The sequence below is a fragment of the Metasolibacillus fluoroglycofenilyticus genome, assembly GCF_003049645.1.
Lineage (GTDB): Bacteria > Bacillota > Bacilli > Bacillales_A > Planococcaceae > Metasolibacillus > Metasolibacillus fluoroglycofenilyticus.
The window spans coordinates 1,678,100-1,696,929 of record NZ_PYWK01000001.1; the positions used below are offsets into that span (position 1 = coordinate 1,678,100).

The 18,830-nt window shown below is 39.1% G+C and carries 14 protein-coding genes and 1 riboswitch; of the genes, 9 read left to right on the forward strand and 5 right to left on the reverse strand.

The window, feature by feature from the left end:
* Positions 1–228: 228 nt before the first annotated feature.
* The 5 genes from C9J36_RS07835 (at position 229) to metA (ending at position 7,730) form a co-directional block, all read left to right on the forward strand.
* Complete coding sequence (locus C9J36_RS07835; RefSeq protein WP_107942734.1) at positions 229–654, forward strand: acyl-CoA thioesterase; 426 nt, start codon at positions 229–231, stop codon at positions 652–654.
* Positions 655–823: 169 nt separating this feature from the next.
* Entirely contained in the window at positions 824–4,558 is a 3,735-nt protein-coding gene (locus C9J36_RS07840) for a DEAD/DEAH box helicase (RefSeq protein ID WP_107942735.1), read from the forward strand.
* Positions 4,559–4,567: 9 nt separating this feature from the next.
* Positions 4,568–5,281 (forward strand): nucleoside-diphosphate sugar epimerase, encoded by a 714-nt coding sequence (locus tag C9J36_RS07845; RefSeq protein ID WP_107942736.1) that lies wholly within the window; start codon positions 4,568–4,570, stop codon positions 5,279–5,281.
* 236 nt (positions 5,282–5,517) lie between these two features.
* Positions 5,518–6,498, forward strand: a complete 981-nt coding sequence (locus tag C9J36_RS07850; RefSeq protein ID WP_107942737.1) for an LLM class flavin-dependent oxidoreductase — start codon at positions 5,518–5,520, stop codon at positions 6,496–6,498.
* Between the two features lie 50 nt (positions 6,499–6,548).
* Positions 6,549–6,656, forward strand: a riboswitch (SAM riboswitch).
* A 135-nt stretch (positions 6,657–6,791) separates the two neighbouring features.
* On the forward strand, positions 6,792–7,730 hold the full coding sequence (gene metA, locus C9J36_RS07855) for a homoserine O-acetyltransferase MetA (protein ID WP_066163119.1): 939 nt from the start codon (positions 6,792–6,794) through the stop codon (positions 7,728–7,730).
* Positions 7,731–7,860: 130 nt separating this feature from the next.
* Here metA and C9J36_RS07860 read toward each other — a convergent pair whose 3' ends face one another.
* Both C9J36_RS07860 and plsY read right to left on the reverse strand, forming a co-directional pair.
* Positions 7,861–8,154, reverse strand: coding sequence for a HesB/YadR/YfhF family protein (locus C9J36_RS07860; RefSeq protein ID WP_107942738.1), 294 nt, complete (start codon positions 8,152–8,154; stop codon positions 7,861–7,863).
* Positions 8,155–8,371: 217 nt separating this feature from the next.
* Positions 8,372–8,974 (reverse strand): glycerol-3-phosphate 1-O-acyltransferase PlsY, encoded by a 603-nt coding sequence (gene plsY, locus C9J36_RS07865; RefSeq protein WP_107942739.1) that lies wholly within the window; start codon positions 8,972–8,974, stop codon positions 8,372–8,374.
* Positions 8,975–9,525: 551 nt separating this feature from the next.
* On the opposite strand from plsY, the gene parE reads away from it, so the two are divergent.
* The 4 genes from parE (at position 9,526) to C9J36_RS07885 (ending at position 16,487) form a co-directional block, all read left to right on the forward strand.
* Positions 9,526–11,517, forward strand: coding sequence for a DNA topoisomerase IV subunit B (gene parE, locus C9J36_RS07870; RefSeq protein WP_107942740.1), 1,992 nt, complete (start codon positions 9,526–9,528; stop codon positions 11,515–11,517).
* A 3-nt stretch (positions 11,518–11,520) separates the two neighbouring features.
* Positions 11,521–13,944 (forward strand): DNA topoisomerase IV subunit A, encoded by a 2,424-nt coding sequence (gene parC, locus C9J36_RS07875; RefSeq protein ID WP_107942741.1) that lies wholly within the window; start codon positions 11,521–11,523, stop codon positions 13,942–13,944.
* 389 nt (positions 13,945–14,333) lie between these two features.
* Positions 14,334–15,521: an MFS transporter gene (locus C9J36_RS07880; RefSeq protein WP_066163110.1), complete on the forward strand. Its 1,188-nt coding sequence runs from the start codon at positions 14,334–14,336 to the stop codon at positions 15,519–15,521.
* Between the two features lie 60 nt (positions 15,522–15,581).
* Positions 15,582–16,487: a DMT family transporter gene (locus C9J36_RS07885; RefSeq protein WP_107942742.1), complete on the forward strand. Its 906-nt coding sequence runs from the start codon at positions 15,582–15,584 to the stop codon at positions 16,485–16,487.
* Between the two features lie 3 nt (positions 16,488–16,490).
* Here C9J36_RS07885 and C9J36_RS17390 read toward each other — a convergent pair whose 3' ends face one another.
* From C9J36_RS17390 to C9J36_RS07895, 3 genes are all read right to left on the reverse strand, one after another.
* A complete protein-coding gene (locus tag C9J36_RS17390) occupies positions 16,491–16,664 on the reverse strand; it encodes a hypothetical protein (RefSeq protein ID WP_201261897.1) in 174 nt (57 codons plus the stop codon).
* 291 nt (positions 16,665–16,955) lie between these two features.
* On the reverse strand, positions 16,956–18,500 hold the full coding sequence (locus C9J36_RS07890; RefSeq protein WP_066164416.1) for a solute symporter family protein: 1,545 nt from the start codon (positions 18,498–18,500) through the stop codon (positions 16,956–16,958).
* A gap of 8 nt (positions 18,501–18,508) precedes the next feature.
* Entirely contained in the window at positions 18,509–18,829 is a 321-nt protein-coding gene (locus tag C9J36_RS07895; RefSeq protein ID WP_066163107.1) for a DUF485 domain-containing protein, read from the reverse strand.
* Position 18,830: the final 1 nt, after the last annotated feature.

Below are 18,830 nucleotides of genomic sequence, written 5' to 3' on the forward strand. Positions count from 1 at the left end.
GTGATTCTAATTCGGTTTTTTCTTGTGCAATCTCTTATGATAAAAGCACAATAATATTTATTATATCATATAGCAGATTGCTTAGGAAGAAAGCAACAATTAACAGAAATGAAAGTCAAAAAGAAAAAACCACTAAAAAATTCCCCCAAAAACAACCTTCCTAAAATAACACTTCCCAACTGACAAACCCCCACCAATCGCGGTATGATAGTAGCCGAGGTGACGAAAATGTATATATCAGAAAAACAAATTGAAATCCGCTATGCGGAGACCGACCAGATGGGTGTCGTGTACCATGCGAATTATGTCATTTGGTTGGAAATTGGACGGGCACAATTAATTAAAGATTTAGGTTTTGAATATGCAAAATTAGAGCAGGATGGCTTTTTATCGCCTGTTTTAGATGTTTCGATTCAATATAAGGCAGCGCTTCGCTATGGGCAAGTAGCTACAGTTCGTACATGGATTGAATCGCATTCTCGTTTACGAACAACGTATGGCTACGAAATACTTCATGAGGATGGTACATTAGCAGCAACTGCAACGTCTGTACATACATTAGTGCGTAAAGAAAACTTCCGACCGATTGCTTTAAGTAAAGTAAATCCTAAATGGGAAGCGGCGTATATTGAGCATATGCGAATGAAGAAGTAATTAACTTCTATATTTTATGATTCGCTAAAACCATGTGTTCCTGTCGCTTTGCTTTCAGCATAAAAGAGCCGTCTCTTAGACTGCTCTTTTTTCGCGTATAGGAGCTATCGGCATACGCTGTTTCTTGGTATAATTATTTTTGTGTCAAATTTGCATGGGAGGTATGTTCATGGTACAGAAGGTTGCCATTGAAACGGTTCGTTGTCATATATTATTAACGAATACGGCACGTGAAGCCATTCAGCAGCATGTTCAAGATGAACAGGCCTTTTTTCGTTTGCAAAAAAACTTTATTGTTTATATTGAAAAACTCGCAATAGAGCAAACACAGCTTGCACTTACACTTTATTTTGATAATGAGAAAAACCGCGCCTTAAAGGATAAGTTTCAGGAGCGCGTTGTCATAATGGATTGCGTTTTTGATTTGAAAAATGGACTTGTCGCAAAAAGCTTTCGTACAAGAGGAAAAGGAACCCCTGTTGCTACAAATCGTCGTGAAAGGCTACTCATTCATTTTGTGCCGTCGCGAATTAGCGGTCATACATATCCGGATAAATTTATTGAAACGCTAGCCGCGCTACCTGTTGCTCAGGAGCGTTTTGATTATGTAAACAAGCGCATCACCTCGTGGGAAGGTTATTTGAAGGTGCTCAATCAAAATGCTGACATTGAAGATATTGAAGCAAAATTCACAACGCACACATTGAATAGCGATTTTACCCATATTACGTTTACTTGTAGTGAAATACCTGATAAAGCTTGGAAGCAATTAAAGGGGCTGAGTGCACGAGTACGTGGTTTTAAAATGGACTTAGGTGAGGTTGTAAAGGTGAATCGCAGTGCTCACATAATCGAAATCGCCTTAAAGCCTGAAGCAATCCGGTTAGCAAGAAATAATGAGCTTCATTTTGAAATGGGCTTTATAGATTTCAGTAATGCTTCTACCAAATCACAGCTTAATCGTTTGCTAAAAGGCTTTGAGCGTTTAAAGGAAGGGCTTGCGGCAAACGCTAATTTAGAAAATATTTTATTTGAGGATAAGCCTGTTATCGCGACTCACACAACAGCTATTGAACCCGATTTTTATAATCAATTAAATGAATTTCAGCGTAAAGCTGTGGCAGGGGCTATGAGCGCCGAGGATTTATATGTGATACAAGGTCCTCCAGGCACAGGCAAAACAACTGTTATTTCCGAAATATGCTATCAAAATGCAAAAGCGGGCTTAAAAACACTTGTTGCCTCACAGTCTAATTTAGCTGTTGATAATGCTTTGAGCCGCTTATTATCGAATAAGGATATTCGAATTTTGCGCTATGGGCGTACTGAAAGTATTGAAGAGGAAGGCAAAAAGTTTATTGAGGAGAATGTAGGCACGTATTGGCAGGAGCAAACATTTGAGGCAATTACCCATGAAGTTTCACAGCAGGATAAAAAGCAGCAGCTACTTGAACAGGAAATCGCAACAACCGAAAAGCAGCTTGAACAATTGCAAGAAGAAAAAAACGAGCTTCAGCAGGCAATTGCGAGAAAAAAGCAAGCTGAAGAACAACTAAAAATAGTAATTGAAAAAATAGCAGCACTGAAAAAACAGCTGGCGCCATTAAAAAAAGAGCTTGAGCAAACTGAGCAACAGCTAGAGCAGCTTGAGGCAAAGAAAGTGGAGCTTGTTGAGGTTATTGCAATAAGTGAACAACAACTTGTTGCGCTTCCTACAAAGGAGGAAATCAGTGCCCAAGAGGTCACAAATCAGCAGCAGCTCGTACAGCTTACTGCTGCCATACAAGCAGCTACTATAAAAGCAGAAGAACTGCTGTTAGAACAACAGTTAATGAATATAACGGCACAGCTACAGCGTATCTCGCCAGAGGGCAATGTAATTGAGCAATTAACAACAAAAATTACGGAGCTAAAAAAAGTACAGGATGTTGAAGATTTTATCGTAGCACATAATATACGGCGCAGCTTCGTCATCGACCGATTGCTTGCCTCATTAGCAAAATTGCAGCCTGAAATTGTCGCTTACAAACCGCTAAAGGAATTAAGTGAAAGGCTAGAAAAAGCACTTGCCTATAGTGAAAAAACGCTGCAAATCCATGTAACAGCGCCAGCTTTACCAGTGAATCATACGTATTCGCTAGCGGAGGTCAATGAATTTTTAACAAAGCTAAGCCGCGCTTTTGCTGAGAAAAAAATCAATGTAGAAAATGGTACACGCTCTATTCAAGGTGTGCTACTACGTATTGCATACATTGAACAGTTACAGGTGAAATATCAAGATTTAATGCGCGAGGTTATGCTAATTTTCACGAAACTTAAGGAGGAGTTAGTTGATTTATATAAAGAGCAGCTTGGACATAGTGAAGTGCAGCTACAGCAATTGCGCAGTACAGAGCAGCAATATCAACAGAAGCTTCAAGCTATTCAGCTAGAGTTGCAAAGTTTGCCAGAAATAACTGCAACTGCTGAGCAATTACAGCAGCAGCGTACTGAGTTAGAGCAAAGCCAACAGAAGCTTGAACAACAAAAGATAACTCGTATAAACTTAACAGCAGCTTATGAAACAACAACAGCAGACTTGCAGCAACTTAATGAGCAGTTAACAAATGGTAACGAGAAATTGCAATTATTGAAAGAGCAGCTAAAAGAAATTAATAGCACAGGCTTAGCATTAGAAAAAGAGCGTGAAGAGCTTGAACAACTAACAAGGCAAAATCTCGAGGCAGCTTTAAATGCAATAGAGGGGCGTATAGCAGTCAACCGAGCCACGATTGAAAAAATCGAGCAGCAGCTTGAACTTCTGCCAATCACACAACAATTACAAAGCGAATGGCAAACGATGCTAGCGAAGGCAAGTGAGCATGACTTAGAGGAAATTCGTAAGCTCTATGTTAAGCATGCAAACGTCATTGGGACAACCTGTGTGGCCTCTGCGAATAAAGAGTTTATGGATAATTATCCAATATTTGATGTTGTGATTATTGATGAAGTATCGAAGGCTACACCGCCAGAGCTACTGCTACCGATGTTAAAAGGCAAGAAAATTATTTTAGTTGGTGACCATCATCAGCTTCCACCACTAATTGGGGATGAAACATTTGAAGAGACGCTAGAGCAGGTAATCAAAAATAGCGACACATTTGAGGAAAAGCGAGAGCTTGAAAAGCTACTTGAGGAATCATTGTTTGAGCGCTTATACAAAAATCTGCCCCAGTCTAATAAAACAATGCTAGCAATCCAATATCGAATGCATACCAATATTATGGAAACGATTGTGCCGTTTTATCAAAACGAGCAAGATACCTTGCAATGCGGTTTAATTGATTCTGACGCAGCACGCGATCATCTTTTGGAAACGCCATTATTCAATCGTCAGCATCATTTATTATGGCTCGATATCCCTCATACAACAAGCTGTTTTGAAGAACGGATGAAAGAGGGGGCTAGCTTATTTAATCGGGCTGAATTAGATAAGGTGAAGGAGCTCCTTATATCGCTAAATGATGCAACAGCGCAAGCAAAGGAACAGGGCTTGATAGCACAGGATGCGCAAAAATCAGTTGGTGTTATTAGCTTTTATGCGGAGCAAGTGAAGCGTATTAATGATATGACACAATATCAATTCCCACATTTGCATATTCGCACAGGCTCGGTCGATAAGTTTCAAGGAATGGAGATGGATGTCATTATTGTCAGCATGGTGCGAAACAATGACGGGCATGGTAGCATTGGCTTTGCACAGGATTATCGCCGCTTAAATGTCGCACTATCACGTGCCCGTGAATTATTAATTATGGTTGGCAGCACGGAAATGTTTACGCAGCGTCCGAAAAAACAGGAAACGCGCCGTATGTATCAGCATGTGCTGGATGTAGTGAAAGCACAGGACGGCTACCGCACATAGGAGTGAATTATGGAATTACAACAGCTTGAAAGACAAATAAAACAGCAACTGCCGCTTCCTAGTTCAGTGGAAATTGTTAGCACGAAGCATTTTTCAATACCGATTCATACGCTCTTAACGAAATACACACCAATTCGTCGCATACCGATGGATATTTTAATGAAAATGATGTTGCGTGCCTTTCAAACAGGGCGTTTTCAAGATGCTGAAACGGTGGCAGATGTCCTGCTGGTCGAATCATTATTTATTGAGGATTTACTGCAAAAAATGAAGAAAACAGGACTGCTAACAATGGAGGAAGCGATTCAATTAACTGAAAAAGGGGAGGCACAGCTGGCTGCAGGTATTTTTGAGGAACAGCTTGAGGAAATGGAGCAGGAATTATTTTATAGTCCTTTGCACGCAAGCTTTTTACAAGGTGAACTAGAGGAATTCGATGAATTTCCTGACGAGCTACAATATATAGAGCAACTATCCGTGATGTGGAATGAGCAACAAATTGTGGATGCATTGCAAAATGGCGCGACTAATGACCACGCAGAGCCAACATTTATTACCTCAATAAATAGCGTCGAAGAGCTACAAATCCATGATGTACCATGCTTGCAATTTGTATTACATAATACAAGCAAAGATAGTTTTGATATACGTGTCTTTAATACATTGACCAACGCTTGGGATGCACATTTAGAGCAGGTGATAAAGGAGCGGGAGCAAGCATGACAAATACAAGCTCAATACTAGAGGCTGGGACATTTCGCCCAATCCATACCATCGGCTTGTTAGATGCCCTTTAGAGCATGAGCTACATCTAGTGCTATTAATGTAACGAAGCAAAAAGAGCGTATTTTGCGTGCTTTTACGAAGTTTCGTCATGATAATTGAAAGAAATTAAATGAAAAGCATATTGCAAGCATCTTTTTTCCACTTTCGTTATAGTAACTAGTGAGGTGATAATCATGTTGAAAAATATACCGATCTCTGTGTTAGATTTAGTGTCTGTGAGTGAAGGTCAAACTACAACCCAAGCATTTGAACGCTCTCGTCGTTTAGCTATTTTAGCCGAGCAGTTAGGCTATAAACGTTTTTGGGTGGCTGAGCATCATAATAGCCGTTCCATCGCAAGCTCAGCCACTTCTGTTGTCATGAGTTATTTGGCTAGTGCAACAAAGGAAATTCGAATCGGTTCCGGTGGAATTATGCTACCTAACCATGCACCATTAATTATTGCCGAGCAATTTGGAACACTTGATGCAATGTTCCCAGGTCGAATCGATTTAGGCTTAGGTCGTGCCCCCGGTACAGACCATTTTACAGCAAGGGCACTACGCCGCCGTGATGCTGAGGACTTTGAAGATAATATTGAGGAGCTAGAGCGCTTTTTAGCAAAAGCACAGGAATCAGATTACATTAAGGCTTATCCTGGATTTGGTGCAAATGTGCCAATGTGGGTGTTAGGCTCAAGTTTATTTAGTGCAGAACTAGCTGCTCGCCGTGGTATGCCATATGCCTTTGCAAGTCATTTTGCCCCTGACTATTTAATGCAGGCAATTGATATTTATCGTACACAATTCCAGCCTTCTGAGCATTTACAGAAGCCGAAAATGCTAGCCTGTGTCAATGTGATGATTGCCGATACTGATGAAGAAGCTCAAAAATTGGCAACAACTTACTATCAGCTTTTCTTAAGCATTATTCGTCGCACACATGATTTACTTCAGCCACCTGTAGACAATATGGATGAAATATGGACACCATTTGAAAAGCAGGCAATTATGCAGCAACGTCAATATATGTTCGTTGGTGACCAGCAATCAGTCAAAGCACAATTAGAAAAATTCGTTGCAGACACAAAAATAGATGAATTAATGGTAACTGCTTCTATTTATGATGAAGAGGCTCGGACAAAGTCATTTACATTGTTGAAGGAGCTTTTTTAAACCTATTGTCAAACCGCAACACACATGCTACAATATATGAAAATTAATAAATCTTATCAAGAGAAGCCGAGGGATATGGCCCGTTGACGCTTCAGCAACCTCTAATATTTATTAGAAAGGTGCTAATTCCAGCGGGGATTGTCCCCGAGAGATAAGAGTGAACGGATTTGATTACGAAAACCCTCTCATTCTCTTTACTGGAATGAGAGGGTTTTTGCATTGCCTTCTCTAGCTGATTCAACCATGCTTCAAAAGATAATTGATTTGTTAATTCAAGAAATGGGGGAAGCGAAGTGCCAATTAATATTCCGAAGCAATTGCCAGCAGGCGAGCTATTAAGACAAGAGAAAATTTTCGTAATGGAGGAGGACCGTGCGAGAACACAGCAAATCCGTCCGTTAAATATTTTAGTTTGTAACCTAATGCCAGAAAAAGAGAAAACGGAGTTGCAATTATTACGTTTGTTAGGAAATACACCATTACAAGTGAATGTGACATTTTTAAATACAGCGACATATGAGTCAAAAAATGTTTCAAAATCGCATTTACAATCGTTTTATACGACATTTAACGAAATCAAACACCGCCGATTTGATGGGATGATAATTACAGGCGCACCAATTGAACGAATGGAGTTTGAGGACGTTATTTATTGGAAAGAAATAACGGATATTATGGAATGGGCAAAATTAAACGTCACATCGATTATGAATATATGTTGGGGCGCTCAGGCTGCCCTCTACCATCATTATGGCATTGGAAAATTCGAGTTACCGAAAAAATGCTCTGGTGTCTATTCGCACGTCATTACAGATTTAACTGTCGATTTAGTGCGTGGCTTTAGTGACGAATACGTAGCACCACATTCAAGACATACATCGGTATCGATAGAGGAAGTTCGCGCGCATCCAGATTTACGCTTACTTAGCTATTCTGATGATGCTGGTGTCTTCATTGTACAGTCTAAAGACAACAAGCAAATTATGATTACAGGTCATTTAGAATATGACGCGACAACGCTTGCAGATGAGTATGAGCGAGATGTGGCAAAGGGAGATAATGTAGAAGTACCGATTAATTACTTCCCAAATGATGACCCTGCTAAAGCGCCGAAAAACACGTGGCGTGCACATTCACATTTATTGTTCTACAATTGGCTGAACTATTACGTATACCAAGAAACACCATATAAATGGGATTTTGTTGAGGAAGAAATCGAATATCATATTTAACAAGCTAGTTGAATGCTAGAGGACGTAATTTAATTTAGCATTTATATTCTTGCACATAATGTAATCAACAAAGCGATGGAGCTGTCTCAAAATGAATTTTCAGACGGATTCCATCGCTATTTATCTTGATTTAGGCTTTTTTATACTCATAAGCTAATTCATCGAGCTGTTCATCCACACTTACATATAAATCATGCTCATTGAAAAACCATTCATCATTGCGTTCGATATAATAATGAATACCTTCAACAACTGTGTCTACGCCAATTTCATGAGGGAATTCGCGGTTCATACCGAGTGAAAAGCCTTCATGAAAAGGGGAAGAACCACCGTATCTTGCATAAAATCGTACATAATCTCCTTGTTGTACTTCCATTTCTTTTTGAAACCAATTAATCGCTGCATCTGTTAATACTATTTTCATGACAATAGCCTCCGACATACATTTATACTTATATTTTAGCGGATTTCACAGGGTAGTAACAGTAAATTGCTTTGAGAGTCATTGCAAGCGAAGATTAATTACATGCATGAGAAGTGGACTAAGGCATCTTTAGCACAATATTTTACTCGTTCGTTTTAAAAACAAAAATTGTCTGAAAGCAACACGTTATTCCGCTTTCAGACAACTCTATTGTAGTTTAAATCCATTTCACTTTCGGCTCTGTACCTGCCTTAATCCGTTTAATATTTTCTCTGTGACGATAAACGATAAACGTAAATAAAATGGCAATTAAAATAAATAAGGCAAAATCACCTGTTAATACTAGGTAAACTATGCTATAAATAAGGGCGATGAGTGCAACAATCATAGATGTGAGGCTGACCATTTTTGTAAGCTTTAGCGTAATGAAAAATACGACAAAAAGTAGTAAAAATAATGGCCATGCATAGCCTAGCACAACACCTGCAGAAGTTGCTACGGCTTTGCCACCACGGAAACGCGCAAAAATAGGGAAGATATGACCTAGTACAGCGGCAACACCTAAAATTAATATGTGAATTTGCACGTCTTGGAAAAATGGCAATAAAGGTAATAGAACAGCAGCTGTGCCCTTTAAAACATCAATAATTGTCACGATTAAGCCTGCTTTTTTACCGAGAACACGAAAAGTATTCGTTGCACCTAAATTTCCGCTTCCTTGCTTTCTAATATCTGTATTATAAAAAAGCTTACCAATCCATAATGCCGAAGGGATGGAGCCAATTAAATAAGCACAAATCAATATAATGGCAGTTGACATACATGTGCTCCTTTCAAAATTGATAGTTGGTACTAATATGTTGTAATAATGATTATACACTGATTGCCTAGCAATTGAATAGTAGATTGACGATTTTTTTTGTTTTTGCAAGAATAGGCGTGTCAAAAACGATTTTGAGACATACCTATTGAAATAAGGATAGTGACCATTTATCCCGTATTAACGGTCAGTAAGCCTCCTACTTCAAGACTTTAGTAAAATTGGGCAAAGGATAAGTGGGAGACCAACTGCCCGTAAAAGCCCGAATGGTTCAACTAACTTTCAGTGGGAAAGAGCGTCCACTGAATGAAGTTTCACTTTATTGTAACCGCCGGAGAAGCAAGCCTTATTTGTAACGAAAGCAAAGAGACAGGTTCAGATTTTCTTGGCAAATATTTAATATAAAAGCTGAGATTATCCTGAAGATATAGGCTCTGAAATAAAGCATTCATTGAAAAATAGCTTGCTTAAATGGTACAATGACTATCTGTGTAGAGGTTTAGCGCCTTGACAGCTAAACTTATTCTTTGTACGATAAAAGAAAAGAACGTATGTTTGTTTTAGGGGGTATTTGTTTGGTGAAGGAACAACCAATCGCATATAATGATGATGCGATTCAAGTGTTAGAGGGCTTAGATGCAGTTCGTAAACGACCAGGTATGTATATCGGTTCAACAGACGGACGAGGGCTTCATCACTTAGTTTATGAAATAGTGGATAATGCGGTGGACGAAGCGCTCGCAGGCTTTGGTACACACATTATCGTGAGAATACACGAAGATAACAGTATTAGCGTGCGTGACTTTGGGCGAGGTATGCCAACAGGTATGCATAAAATGGGGAAACCAACATCGGAAATTATTTTCACTGTTTTACATGCCGGTGGAAAATTTGGACAAGGTGGCTATAAAACAAGCGGTGGCTTACATGGCGTAGGTTCATCTGTTGTGAATGCGTTAAGCAGCTTTTTAGAGGTGACGATTCATCGAGATGGGCAAGTGTATCGTCAACGCTTTGAAAATGGTGGCAAGCCAGTCACATCCCTTGAGATTATCGGAAAATCAAAAGAAACAGGGACACTCGTTCATTTCTTACCAGATGCAACGATTTTTTCTGTGACGAAATTTAATTACGATACGTTAGCTGAGCGTTTACGTGAATCCGCTTTTTTATTAAAAAATTTGAAAATTGAATTAATCGATGAACGCCCAGAAGGACAGCACGAAGTATTTCATTATGAAAACGGTATAGAAGCATTTGTTGCTTACCTAAACGAAGAAAAAGATGTTTTGCATCCTGTTAAATATGTGGAGGGCATGCAGCAAGAAATTGAGGTTGAGTTTGCTCTGCAATTTAATGATGGTTATTCGGAAACAGTCCTATCCTTCGTTAATAATGTGCGTACACGTGATGGTGGGACGCACGAAACTGGGGCAAAGGCAGCAATGACAAGAGTTTTTAATGATTATGCACGAAAAATCGGTTTATTAAAGGAAAAGGATAAAAACCTAGATGGTGCAGATGTTCGAGAAGGCTTGACAGCAATTGTTTCCGTTCGTATTCCCGAGCACTTGTTGCAATTCGAGGGGCAAACGAAAGGCAAGCTTGGTACAAGTGAAGCGCGCTCTGCAGTAGATGCTGTTGTATCAGAGCAGCTTCTTTATGTACTAGAGGAAAATGCTGAATTGTCAGCATCGCTCGTGCGTAAAGCGATTCGTGCGCAGCAGGTGCGAGAGGCAGCAAGAAAAGCGCGTGAAGATGCAAGAAACGGCAAAAAAAGCAAAAAGGGCAGCACGCTTTTATCAGGTAAATTAACACCTGCACAGTCACGTAACGCGGCGAGAAATGAGCTTTATTTAGTCGAAGGTGACTCGGCAGGTGGCTCAGCAAAGCAAGGACGCGATCGCTCCTTCCAAGCCATTTTACCACTTAGAGGGAAAGTGATTAATACAGAAAAGGCGAAGCTTCAGGACATTATGAAAAATGAGGAAATCGCTACGATTATTCATGCGATTGGTGCAGGTGTTGGTGCTGACTTCTCTGTAGAGGATGCAGCATATGATAAAGTTGTTATTATGACGGATGCTGATACAGATGGTGCACATATTCAAGTACTGTTATTAACATTTTTCTATCGTTATATGAAGCCACTTGTAGAGGCAGGAAAAGTATATATTGCATTACCACCGCTTTATAAAGTTTCAAGAGGGGCGGGCAAAAAAGAAGTAATTGAGTACGCTTGGACAGAAAATGAATTGGATGCTGCTATAAAAAAAGTAGGTAAGGGTTATATTATTCAACGTTATAAAGGGCTAGGAGAAATGAACGCGGACCAACTTTGGGATACAACAATGAATCCAGAAACGCGCACATTAATTCGCGTAACAATAGAGGACGGAGCACGTGCTGAGCGTCGTGTGACAACATTGATGGGTGATAAAGTAGAGCCTCGTCGTAAATGGATTGAAACACATGTCGACTTCGGGATGGAGGATGAGGTAAATATTTTAGAAAATGAATTCATCCATCAAGAGGGGGACTAATTAATGACAACAGAAAGATTTCAAGATTTACCTTTAGAAGAAGTAATGGGAGACCGCTTTGGTCGCTATTCAAAATATATCATTCAAGACCGCGCATTACCTGATGCACGCGACGGGTTGAAACCCGTACAGCGCCGTATTTTATATGCAATGTTTAATGAAGGCAATACACATGATAAACCATTCCGAAAATCAGCAAAAACGGTCGGGAATGTAATTGGTAACTTCCATCCGCATGGGGATTCCTCTGTTTATGATGCAATGGTTCGTATGAGTCAAGATTGGAAAGCTCGCCATATGCTCATTGAAATGCATGGTAATAACGGCTCTGTTGATGGTGACCCTGCTGCTGCGATGCGTTATACAGAGGCACGTTTATCAAAGGTGGCGGCTGAAATGCTGCGTGATATTGGTAAACGTACAGTAGATTTCGTCCCGAATTTTGATGATCAAGACATGGAGCCGACTGTTTTACCAGCGCGCTTCCCAAACTTGCTCGTAAATGGCTCTACAGGGATTTCAGCAGGTTACGCAACCGATATTCCACCGCATAACTTGCAGGAGTCGCTTGATGCGGTTTTAATGCGCTTAGACAAGCCTGAATGTACAATAGATGATTTAATGACGGTTATAAAAGGACCTGATTTCCCAACAGGTGGCATTATTCAAGGTGTAGATGGTATAAAAAAGGCATATGAAACAGGTAAAGGTAAAATTATTATTCGGGCAGCTTCTGAAATAGAGGCAATTAAGGGAAACAAAGAGCAAATTGTTATTACCGAGCTACCATACGATGTCAATAAAGCAAACTTAATAAAAAAAATAGATGAGCAGCGTTCTGATAAGCGTTTAGAAGGCATTGCCGATGTACGCGACGAATCAGACCGCAATGGTTTGCGCATCGTTATCGAAATGAAAAAAGATGTGCAAGCACAAGGTATTTTAAACTATTTATTAAAATCAACGGATTTACAAATTACGTATAGCTTTAATATGATTGCTATCCATAACAGACGTCCAACATTAATGACGCTACCGCTTATGCTTGATGCCTATATTACCCATCAAAAGGAAATTGTGAGTAAACGTACAGCCTTTGATTTGGAAAAAGCGAAAGACCGCCTACATATTGTGGAAGGCTTAATGAAGGCGTTGTCAATTTTAGATGAAGTCATTCAAACTATTCGTTCTTCAGCAGATAAGCGTGACGCAAAAATGAATTTACAGCAAAAATTCAATTTCACTGAGATACAATCAGAAGCAATCGTTAGCTTACAGCTATATCGTTTAACGAACACAGATATTACCGAGTTACGAGCAGAGCAAGAAGAGTTAACACAGCTTATTGAAAAACTGACAGATATTTTAAATGATGATAAAAAGCTAGCACGCGTTATTAAAAATGAGCTACTTGATGTACGTAAACGCTTTGCAGAGCCACGTCGCTCTGTTATCCAAGCAGAAATTGAGGAAATCAAGTTAACTTTGGATGTGCTTGTCCCAAGTGAGGAAGTGGTCGTAACTGTAACGAAGGATGGTTATATCAAGCGTACAAGCCTTCGCTCACACAGTGCATCCAATGGTCTGGATTTCGCAATGAAGGAATCCGATTATTTATTGTATGAAGAAATTTTAAATACACAGCACCATTTATTGTTGTTCACGAATAAGGGGAACTATATTTATCAGCCGATACATGAGCTGCCAGACATTCGTTGGAAGGACCTCGGTCAGCATATTTCAAGCATTGTACCGCTTGATGTAGAGGAATTTATTATTGAAGTAATTGGTATCGAGTCATTCCAACAAGAAGATGTATATGTATTTACAGCTACAAAAGACGGACAAATTAAGCGTTCAGCACTTGCTGATTATGTTGTCACACGTTATTCAAAGCCTGTAAAAACGATGAACTTAAAAAATGGTGATGAAATGATTTACGCATCGCTTCAAAAGCCTGGGCAGGAAATTTTATTAACGAGCAATACGAGCTACACAATTCGCTTTGCTGCGGAAGAGCTGCCGATTACTGGTGTGAGAACGGGCGGTGTAAAAGGGATTGTATTAAAGGATGGAGAATGCTTAGCGGCTGCAAATTTACTGGAAGGCAATCAAGAGCTCGTCATCGTGACACAGCGTGGCGCAATAAAGCGCATGGCCATTCACGAAGTAGAAATTGGCAATCGTGCAAAGCGTGGCGTTGTTATTTTAAAAGAGCTAAAAGCAAATCCACATCGTATTTATGCTGTCTTGCCTGTCACTTCACAGGACGAGATATTGCTTGAAACGGAACGCGGCGTCCAAGAAACAATTCAAGTAGCAAGCTTATCGCGAGCGGATCGTTACTCAAATGGGTCATTAAGAATTGACACAGTAGGCGACGGGGCTTTAGTAAGAGCGACAATCATAAAAAAAGAGGCGCAATAAAGTGAATGGGGACGTCTTAGTCCCTTGTTAAAAAACCATCATCGCAAACGAATGCGGTGGTGGTTTTATCTTGATTCAAATTTTTTCAGCGTGTAAAACCAAAAGCAGGGCAATGCCCTGCTTTTAAGACATTTTCAATGATGTTTTATCAAAGAAATACCTCGATAAAATAGGAAGGAGTTTCTTTAAAATTTGATAACACTAGATTTAGTAACTTATTCTTGAATTTAAAATAAAATATAGGACAAGATTTTTCCTTTTTAAACTGTCATTACTTTAAGAAAACTTGACGCTTTGCCCTCTCGCAAACTCTATTGACTTTTCCTCTAGATTGCTATATCATTCAATTTATTTCGGTTTTCGTTATATTGTGGAAAGGACGATAATAAATGTGGAAAAATAAAAATGTATGGATTGTGCTAATTGGCGAATTTGTCGTTGGCTTAGGCCTTTGGGCAGGAATTATCGGCAACTTAGCATTTATGCAGGACACAGTGCCCTCTGATTTTCATAAATCGCTCATATTAGCAATCGGTATGATTGCTGGCGTTGCAGTTGGTCCATTAGCAGGTCGTCTTATTGATTCAACTAGCAAAAAGAAAGTATTAATTATTGCGAGTGCAGGACGAGTTGTCGCTGTTATATTTATGTTTATTGCACTTGCTACAAACTCGGTCATATGGATGCTGTTCTTTTTAATTAGCTTGCAATTGGCAGCGGCATTTTATATGCCGGCATTACAAGCCGTGATACCGATGATAGTTAAGGATAAAGATTTAATTACCTTAAACGGCTGGCATATGAATGCACGCACAATATCAAGAATTATAGGAACGGCCGCTGCTGGTTTAATGTTAAGCTATTTAGACGTTAAATGGCTGTATATCGCCTCAATGGTTATGTATGTAGTTATGCTAGCCATTACGTTTACATTTGATTTACAGGAGCAGAACAAAGCCTTACAGGCGAAAGACAAGAGCAAGGGTAGCTTTAAAGAAGTATACCCGATGCTAAAGGAACATCCAGTTGTGTTAATGACACTTGTATTAATGGTTATTCCGATATTATTTTTAGGCTCCTTTAATTTGGTCATTATGAAAATTACAGAAATACACCAGTCGCAAAGTTTGTCAGGAATGATTTATGCAGTGGAAGGCACAGCTTTCATGCTAGGTGCTGTATTTATTAAACATTTAACAAAAATCGCGAAAACTGGCACAATTTTATTTCTTTCAGTTTTTATAATCGGACTTATGGAGCTTATGCTATTTTTATCTGATATAAAACTATTTGCTTTATTAACATTTGCTTTATTCGGCTTTACAGTAGGGTGCTTCTTCCCGACAACGATGACTATTTTCCAACGACAAGTACCAAAAGATTATCACGGTCGTTTCTTCTCCTTCCGTAATATGATTGACCAAGTGCTATTTCAGGTTGTCTTGCTGTCAACAGGGGCGCTACTTGATTTAATTGGCCTTCAGTGGATGGGGATTACATTTGGTGTATTTAGCTTACTATTAAGCTCTTATTTCCTTATTGTGATTCGTAATAAAAAGATTGAAATGGCTATGTAAAGCACAGTAAAAAGCTTATACTTATAATACATGTAAAATCGTTAGAGGAGAAATGGCATTATGGCATTAGAAAACCGCGGGAAGGGAATTGCACTTGTTCTCCTCGCCGCATTATTTTGGGGCATTTCTGGAACTGTATCTCAGTATTTATTCCAAACGCTACATATGAGTACAGAATGGCTTACAACAATACGTTTACTATGTGGAGGTATTATTTTATTAACGGTAGCTTATCGCCAGCAAGGAACTCGTATTTTTCATATTTGGCGGCAAAAAGCAGATATTCTTGCATTAATTATTTTCGGTGTTATAGGCATGATTGGTGTGCAGTATACATATTTAGCAGCCATTAATTATGGAAATGCAGCAACTGCCACAGTGTTACAATATTTGGGTCCAGCAATTGTCACAGCCTATTTCATCGCTCTGGCAAAACGCCTTCCGACAATAAAGGAGCTTTTAGCTGTCGGTTTTGCATTATTCGGTACATTTTTGCTTGTTACACATGGCAATATTCATTCTTTATCTATTTCTAAGGACGCATTTATTTGGGGAATATTATCTGCATTTGGCCTAGCGTTTTATACGATTCAGCCAATTCAAGTATTGCGTCGTTGGGGCTCTATGCTCGTAGTAGGGTGGGGGATGATTATTGGTGGCATTGCATTTAGCTTCGTTCATCCACCTTGGCATTTTGAAGGGGAATGGCAATTCTCAGCACCTTTTGCTCTATTATTTGTTATTGTATGTGGAACCGTCATAGCTTTTTATAGCTATTTAGAAAGCATGAAATATTTAACACCTACAGAAACAAGCCTACTTGCTTGTGCAGAACCACTATCAGCAGCAGTAACATCTGTGCTATTTTTAGGTGTTGCATTTGGCTGGATTGATTGGTTAGGAACATTTTTCATTTTAGGCACAATTGCGATACTCGCTATACAAAAGAAGAAAACCATTTCCTAGAGATTACTCATGGAAATGGTTTTTATATTTTTTATAAGATTGATCAATTGTTTCTTGCCTTGTTTTTGTTTTGCGTTCATGCGTGGAGAAGGCGGTAATGCCACGCTGCTTCGTCACATCCGTAGCACCTGCACGCTGCTTTGCTAAGCGCTTCTTTTTCGCTTTTGATTGTGTCATGTTATCACCTCATTTAACTTCTTTCAGCGGGTGTCACAGATTTTGAAAAATCGGACGCAATTACACCTCGACGTAATTGATTTATCACCTTAAATAAAAAGTTGATAGGGAACAGCACCAAATATAAAAAATGTGTAATGAGCTAGCTTATTTCATTTTTTATATTAATTTGGAAAAAGCTACTAAAAGCCATTTTCAAATAGTATACCACTAATTTCAGCAATTTAATAAAACAAAAAAACTGCCTGAAAAGCGGCGTTTTCGCATACTTTTCAGACAACTTCATTGTTTTTAGTGAGAAACATCCTGCACAGAAATACCAGTGTTTGCTTTTACATCAACTTCGCGGTATTTCGCTTCGTCTGCTTTTTCTTTCGATAGAAGTGTACCAATCCAACCACCGATGAAGCCTAATGGAACAGAAATTAATGCAGGGTTTGATAACATAATTAATGGTTCACCTACAAAAATAGCTTTACCTTCTGGACCCCAAACGTTTGGTGATACAGCTACTAATACAAGTGCAGAAATTAAACCTGTTAACATCGCTGTAACCGCACCTGTCGTATTAAAGCGTTTCCAATAAATTGTGTAAATAATTACTGGTAAGTTTGCAGAAGCTGCAATACAGAACGCTAACGATACTAAGAATGCTACGTTTAATGTTTGTGCACCTAAAGCTAAAACAATTGATACGATAGAAATTGTAATCGAACCGATACGAGCAGCAAGAACTTGCTCTTTTTCAGTAATTTTACCTTTTTTAATAATTTGACCATAAATATCATGTGACAGGGCAGATGCACCTGAAAGTACTAAACCAGCAACTACCGCTAAAATTGTCGCGAATGCTACCGCGCAGACAAATGAGAATAAAATATCGCCACCTAATGCTTCCGCAAGAAGTGGAGCAGCCATATTACCTGCTGCGTTTGCTGCAACGATTTTCTCTTTACCTACGAATGCTGCCGCACCGAATCCTAAGAAAATTGTTAAAACATAGAAAAGTCCAACAATCCAAGTAGCCCAAATTACTGAAGAACGTGCTGTTTGAGCATCTTTTACTGTGAAGAAACGCATTAAAATATGAGGAAGACCTGCTGTACCTAATACTAACGCAATCATCATAGAAATAGTATCAAGACCATCTGTGTAACGTAAACCTGGGTTTAAGTATGCTTCGCCATGCTCTGTAGCAGTAGCCATATCTGAGAACATCTTAGCAATACTGAAATCGAATTTCGCTAATACTAAGAATGAAATAATTACCGTACCAAGCATTAATAAACAAGCTTTAATAATTTGTACCCAGCTTGTTGCTGTCATACCACCGAATAATACGTAGATTGTCATCATGAAACCTACTAAAAGAACTGCTACCCAGTAATCAATACCAAGTAATAATTGAATAAGTGCCCCTGCACCAACAAGCTGTGCAATCATATAGAATAATACAATTGTAATTGTACTTAGTGCAGCCGTTCCACGAACTTTTGATTGATTGAAACGAGCTGTAATCATATCAGCTAATGTGAATCGACCTAAGTTACGTAAAGGCTCTGCCACGATATAAAGTACTACTAAGTAAGCAACTAAATAGCCTAGAGAGAAGAAGAAGCCGTCAAAGCCGAAAAGGGCAACTGACCCAGCAATTCCTAAGAATGATGCAGCCGATAAATAGTCACCAGCAATAGCTAGTCCATTTTGCCAGCCTGTTAAACCTCCACCAGCTGTATAGAAATCACTTGCTGAAGAAGTACGTTTTGAAGCCCACCAAGTAATAACTAATGTTAAACCTACAATACCTACGAAAAACGAAATGGCCGTTAAGCTCATACCCTCCATCAGCTATTCCCCCTTTCATATTCCTCAATGATTGCCTTCGCATCTTTATCAAATTTCGATGCTTTAGAGATATATAAGTGTGCTAGACCCCATGTCATAATGAAGAGGCCTGCTGAGTATACCCATACCCATGTAATGTCTCCAATCGCTTTTGCGTGTAAGATTTTTGTGTACGAAGTTAGCACTGGTAATGTCATATACGCAATTAAGAAAATGACTGCTAATGTCCATACGAATGAATTCTTTTTCTTTACTAGTTGTTTAAAAGAGTCAAGTTGCGCAATTTTGTCATAGTCAATGTGCTTTTGTTGATTTCCCATA

Coding starts and splice junctions, on each gene's coding strand:
- C9J36_RS07845 (WP_107942736.1), top strand. CDS start 4,568: ATGGAATTACAACAGCTTGAAAGACAAATAAAACAGCAACTGCCGCTT.
- C9J36_RS07860 (WP_107942738.1), bottom strand. CDS start 8,154: ATGAAAATAGTATTAACAGATGCAGCGATTAATTGGTTTCAAAAAGAA.
- plsY (WP_107942739.1), bottom strand. CDS start 8,974: ATGTCAACTGCCATTATATTGATTTGTGCTTATTTAATTGGCTCCATC.
- parC (WP_107942741.1), top strand. CDS start 11,521: ATGACAACAGAAAGATTTCAAGATTTACCTTTAGAAGAAGTAATGGGA.
- C9J36_RS07890 (WP_066164416.1), bottom strand. CDS start 18,500: ATGAGCTTAACGGCCATTTCGTTTTTCGTAGGTATTGTAGGTTTAACA.
- C9J36_RS17390 (WP_201261897.1), bottom strand. CDS start 16,664: ATGACACAATCAAAAGCGAAAAAGAAGCGCTTAGCAAAGCAGCGTGCA.
- C9J36_RS07895 (WP_066163107.1), bottom strand. CDS start 18,829: ATGGGAAATCAACAAAAGCACATTGACTATGACAAAATTGCGCAACTT.
- parE (WP_107942740.1), top strand. CDS start 9,526: ATGTTTGTTTTAGGGGGTATTTGTTTGGTGAAGGAACAACCAATCGCA.
- C9J36_RS07885 (WP_107942742.1), top strand. CDS start 15,582: ATGGCATTAGAAAACCGCGGGAAGGGAATTGCACTTGTTCTCCTCGCC.
- C9J36_RS07835 (WP_107942734.1), top strand. CDS start 229: ATGTATATATCAGAAAAACAAATTGAAATCCGCTATGCGGAGACCGAC.
- C9J36_RS07850 (WP_107942737.1), top strand. CDS start 5,518: ATGTTGAAAAATATACCGATCTCTGTGTTAGATTTAGTGTCTGTGAGT.
- C9J36_RS07840 (WP_107942735.1), top strand. CDS start 824: ATGGTACAGAAGGTTGCCATTGAAACGGTTCGTTGTCATATATTATTA.
- C9J36_RS07880 (WP_066163110.1), top strand. CDS start 14,334: ATGTGGAAAAATAAAAATGTATGGATTGTGCTAATTGGCGAATTTGTC.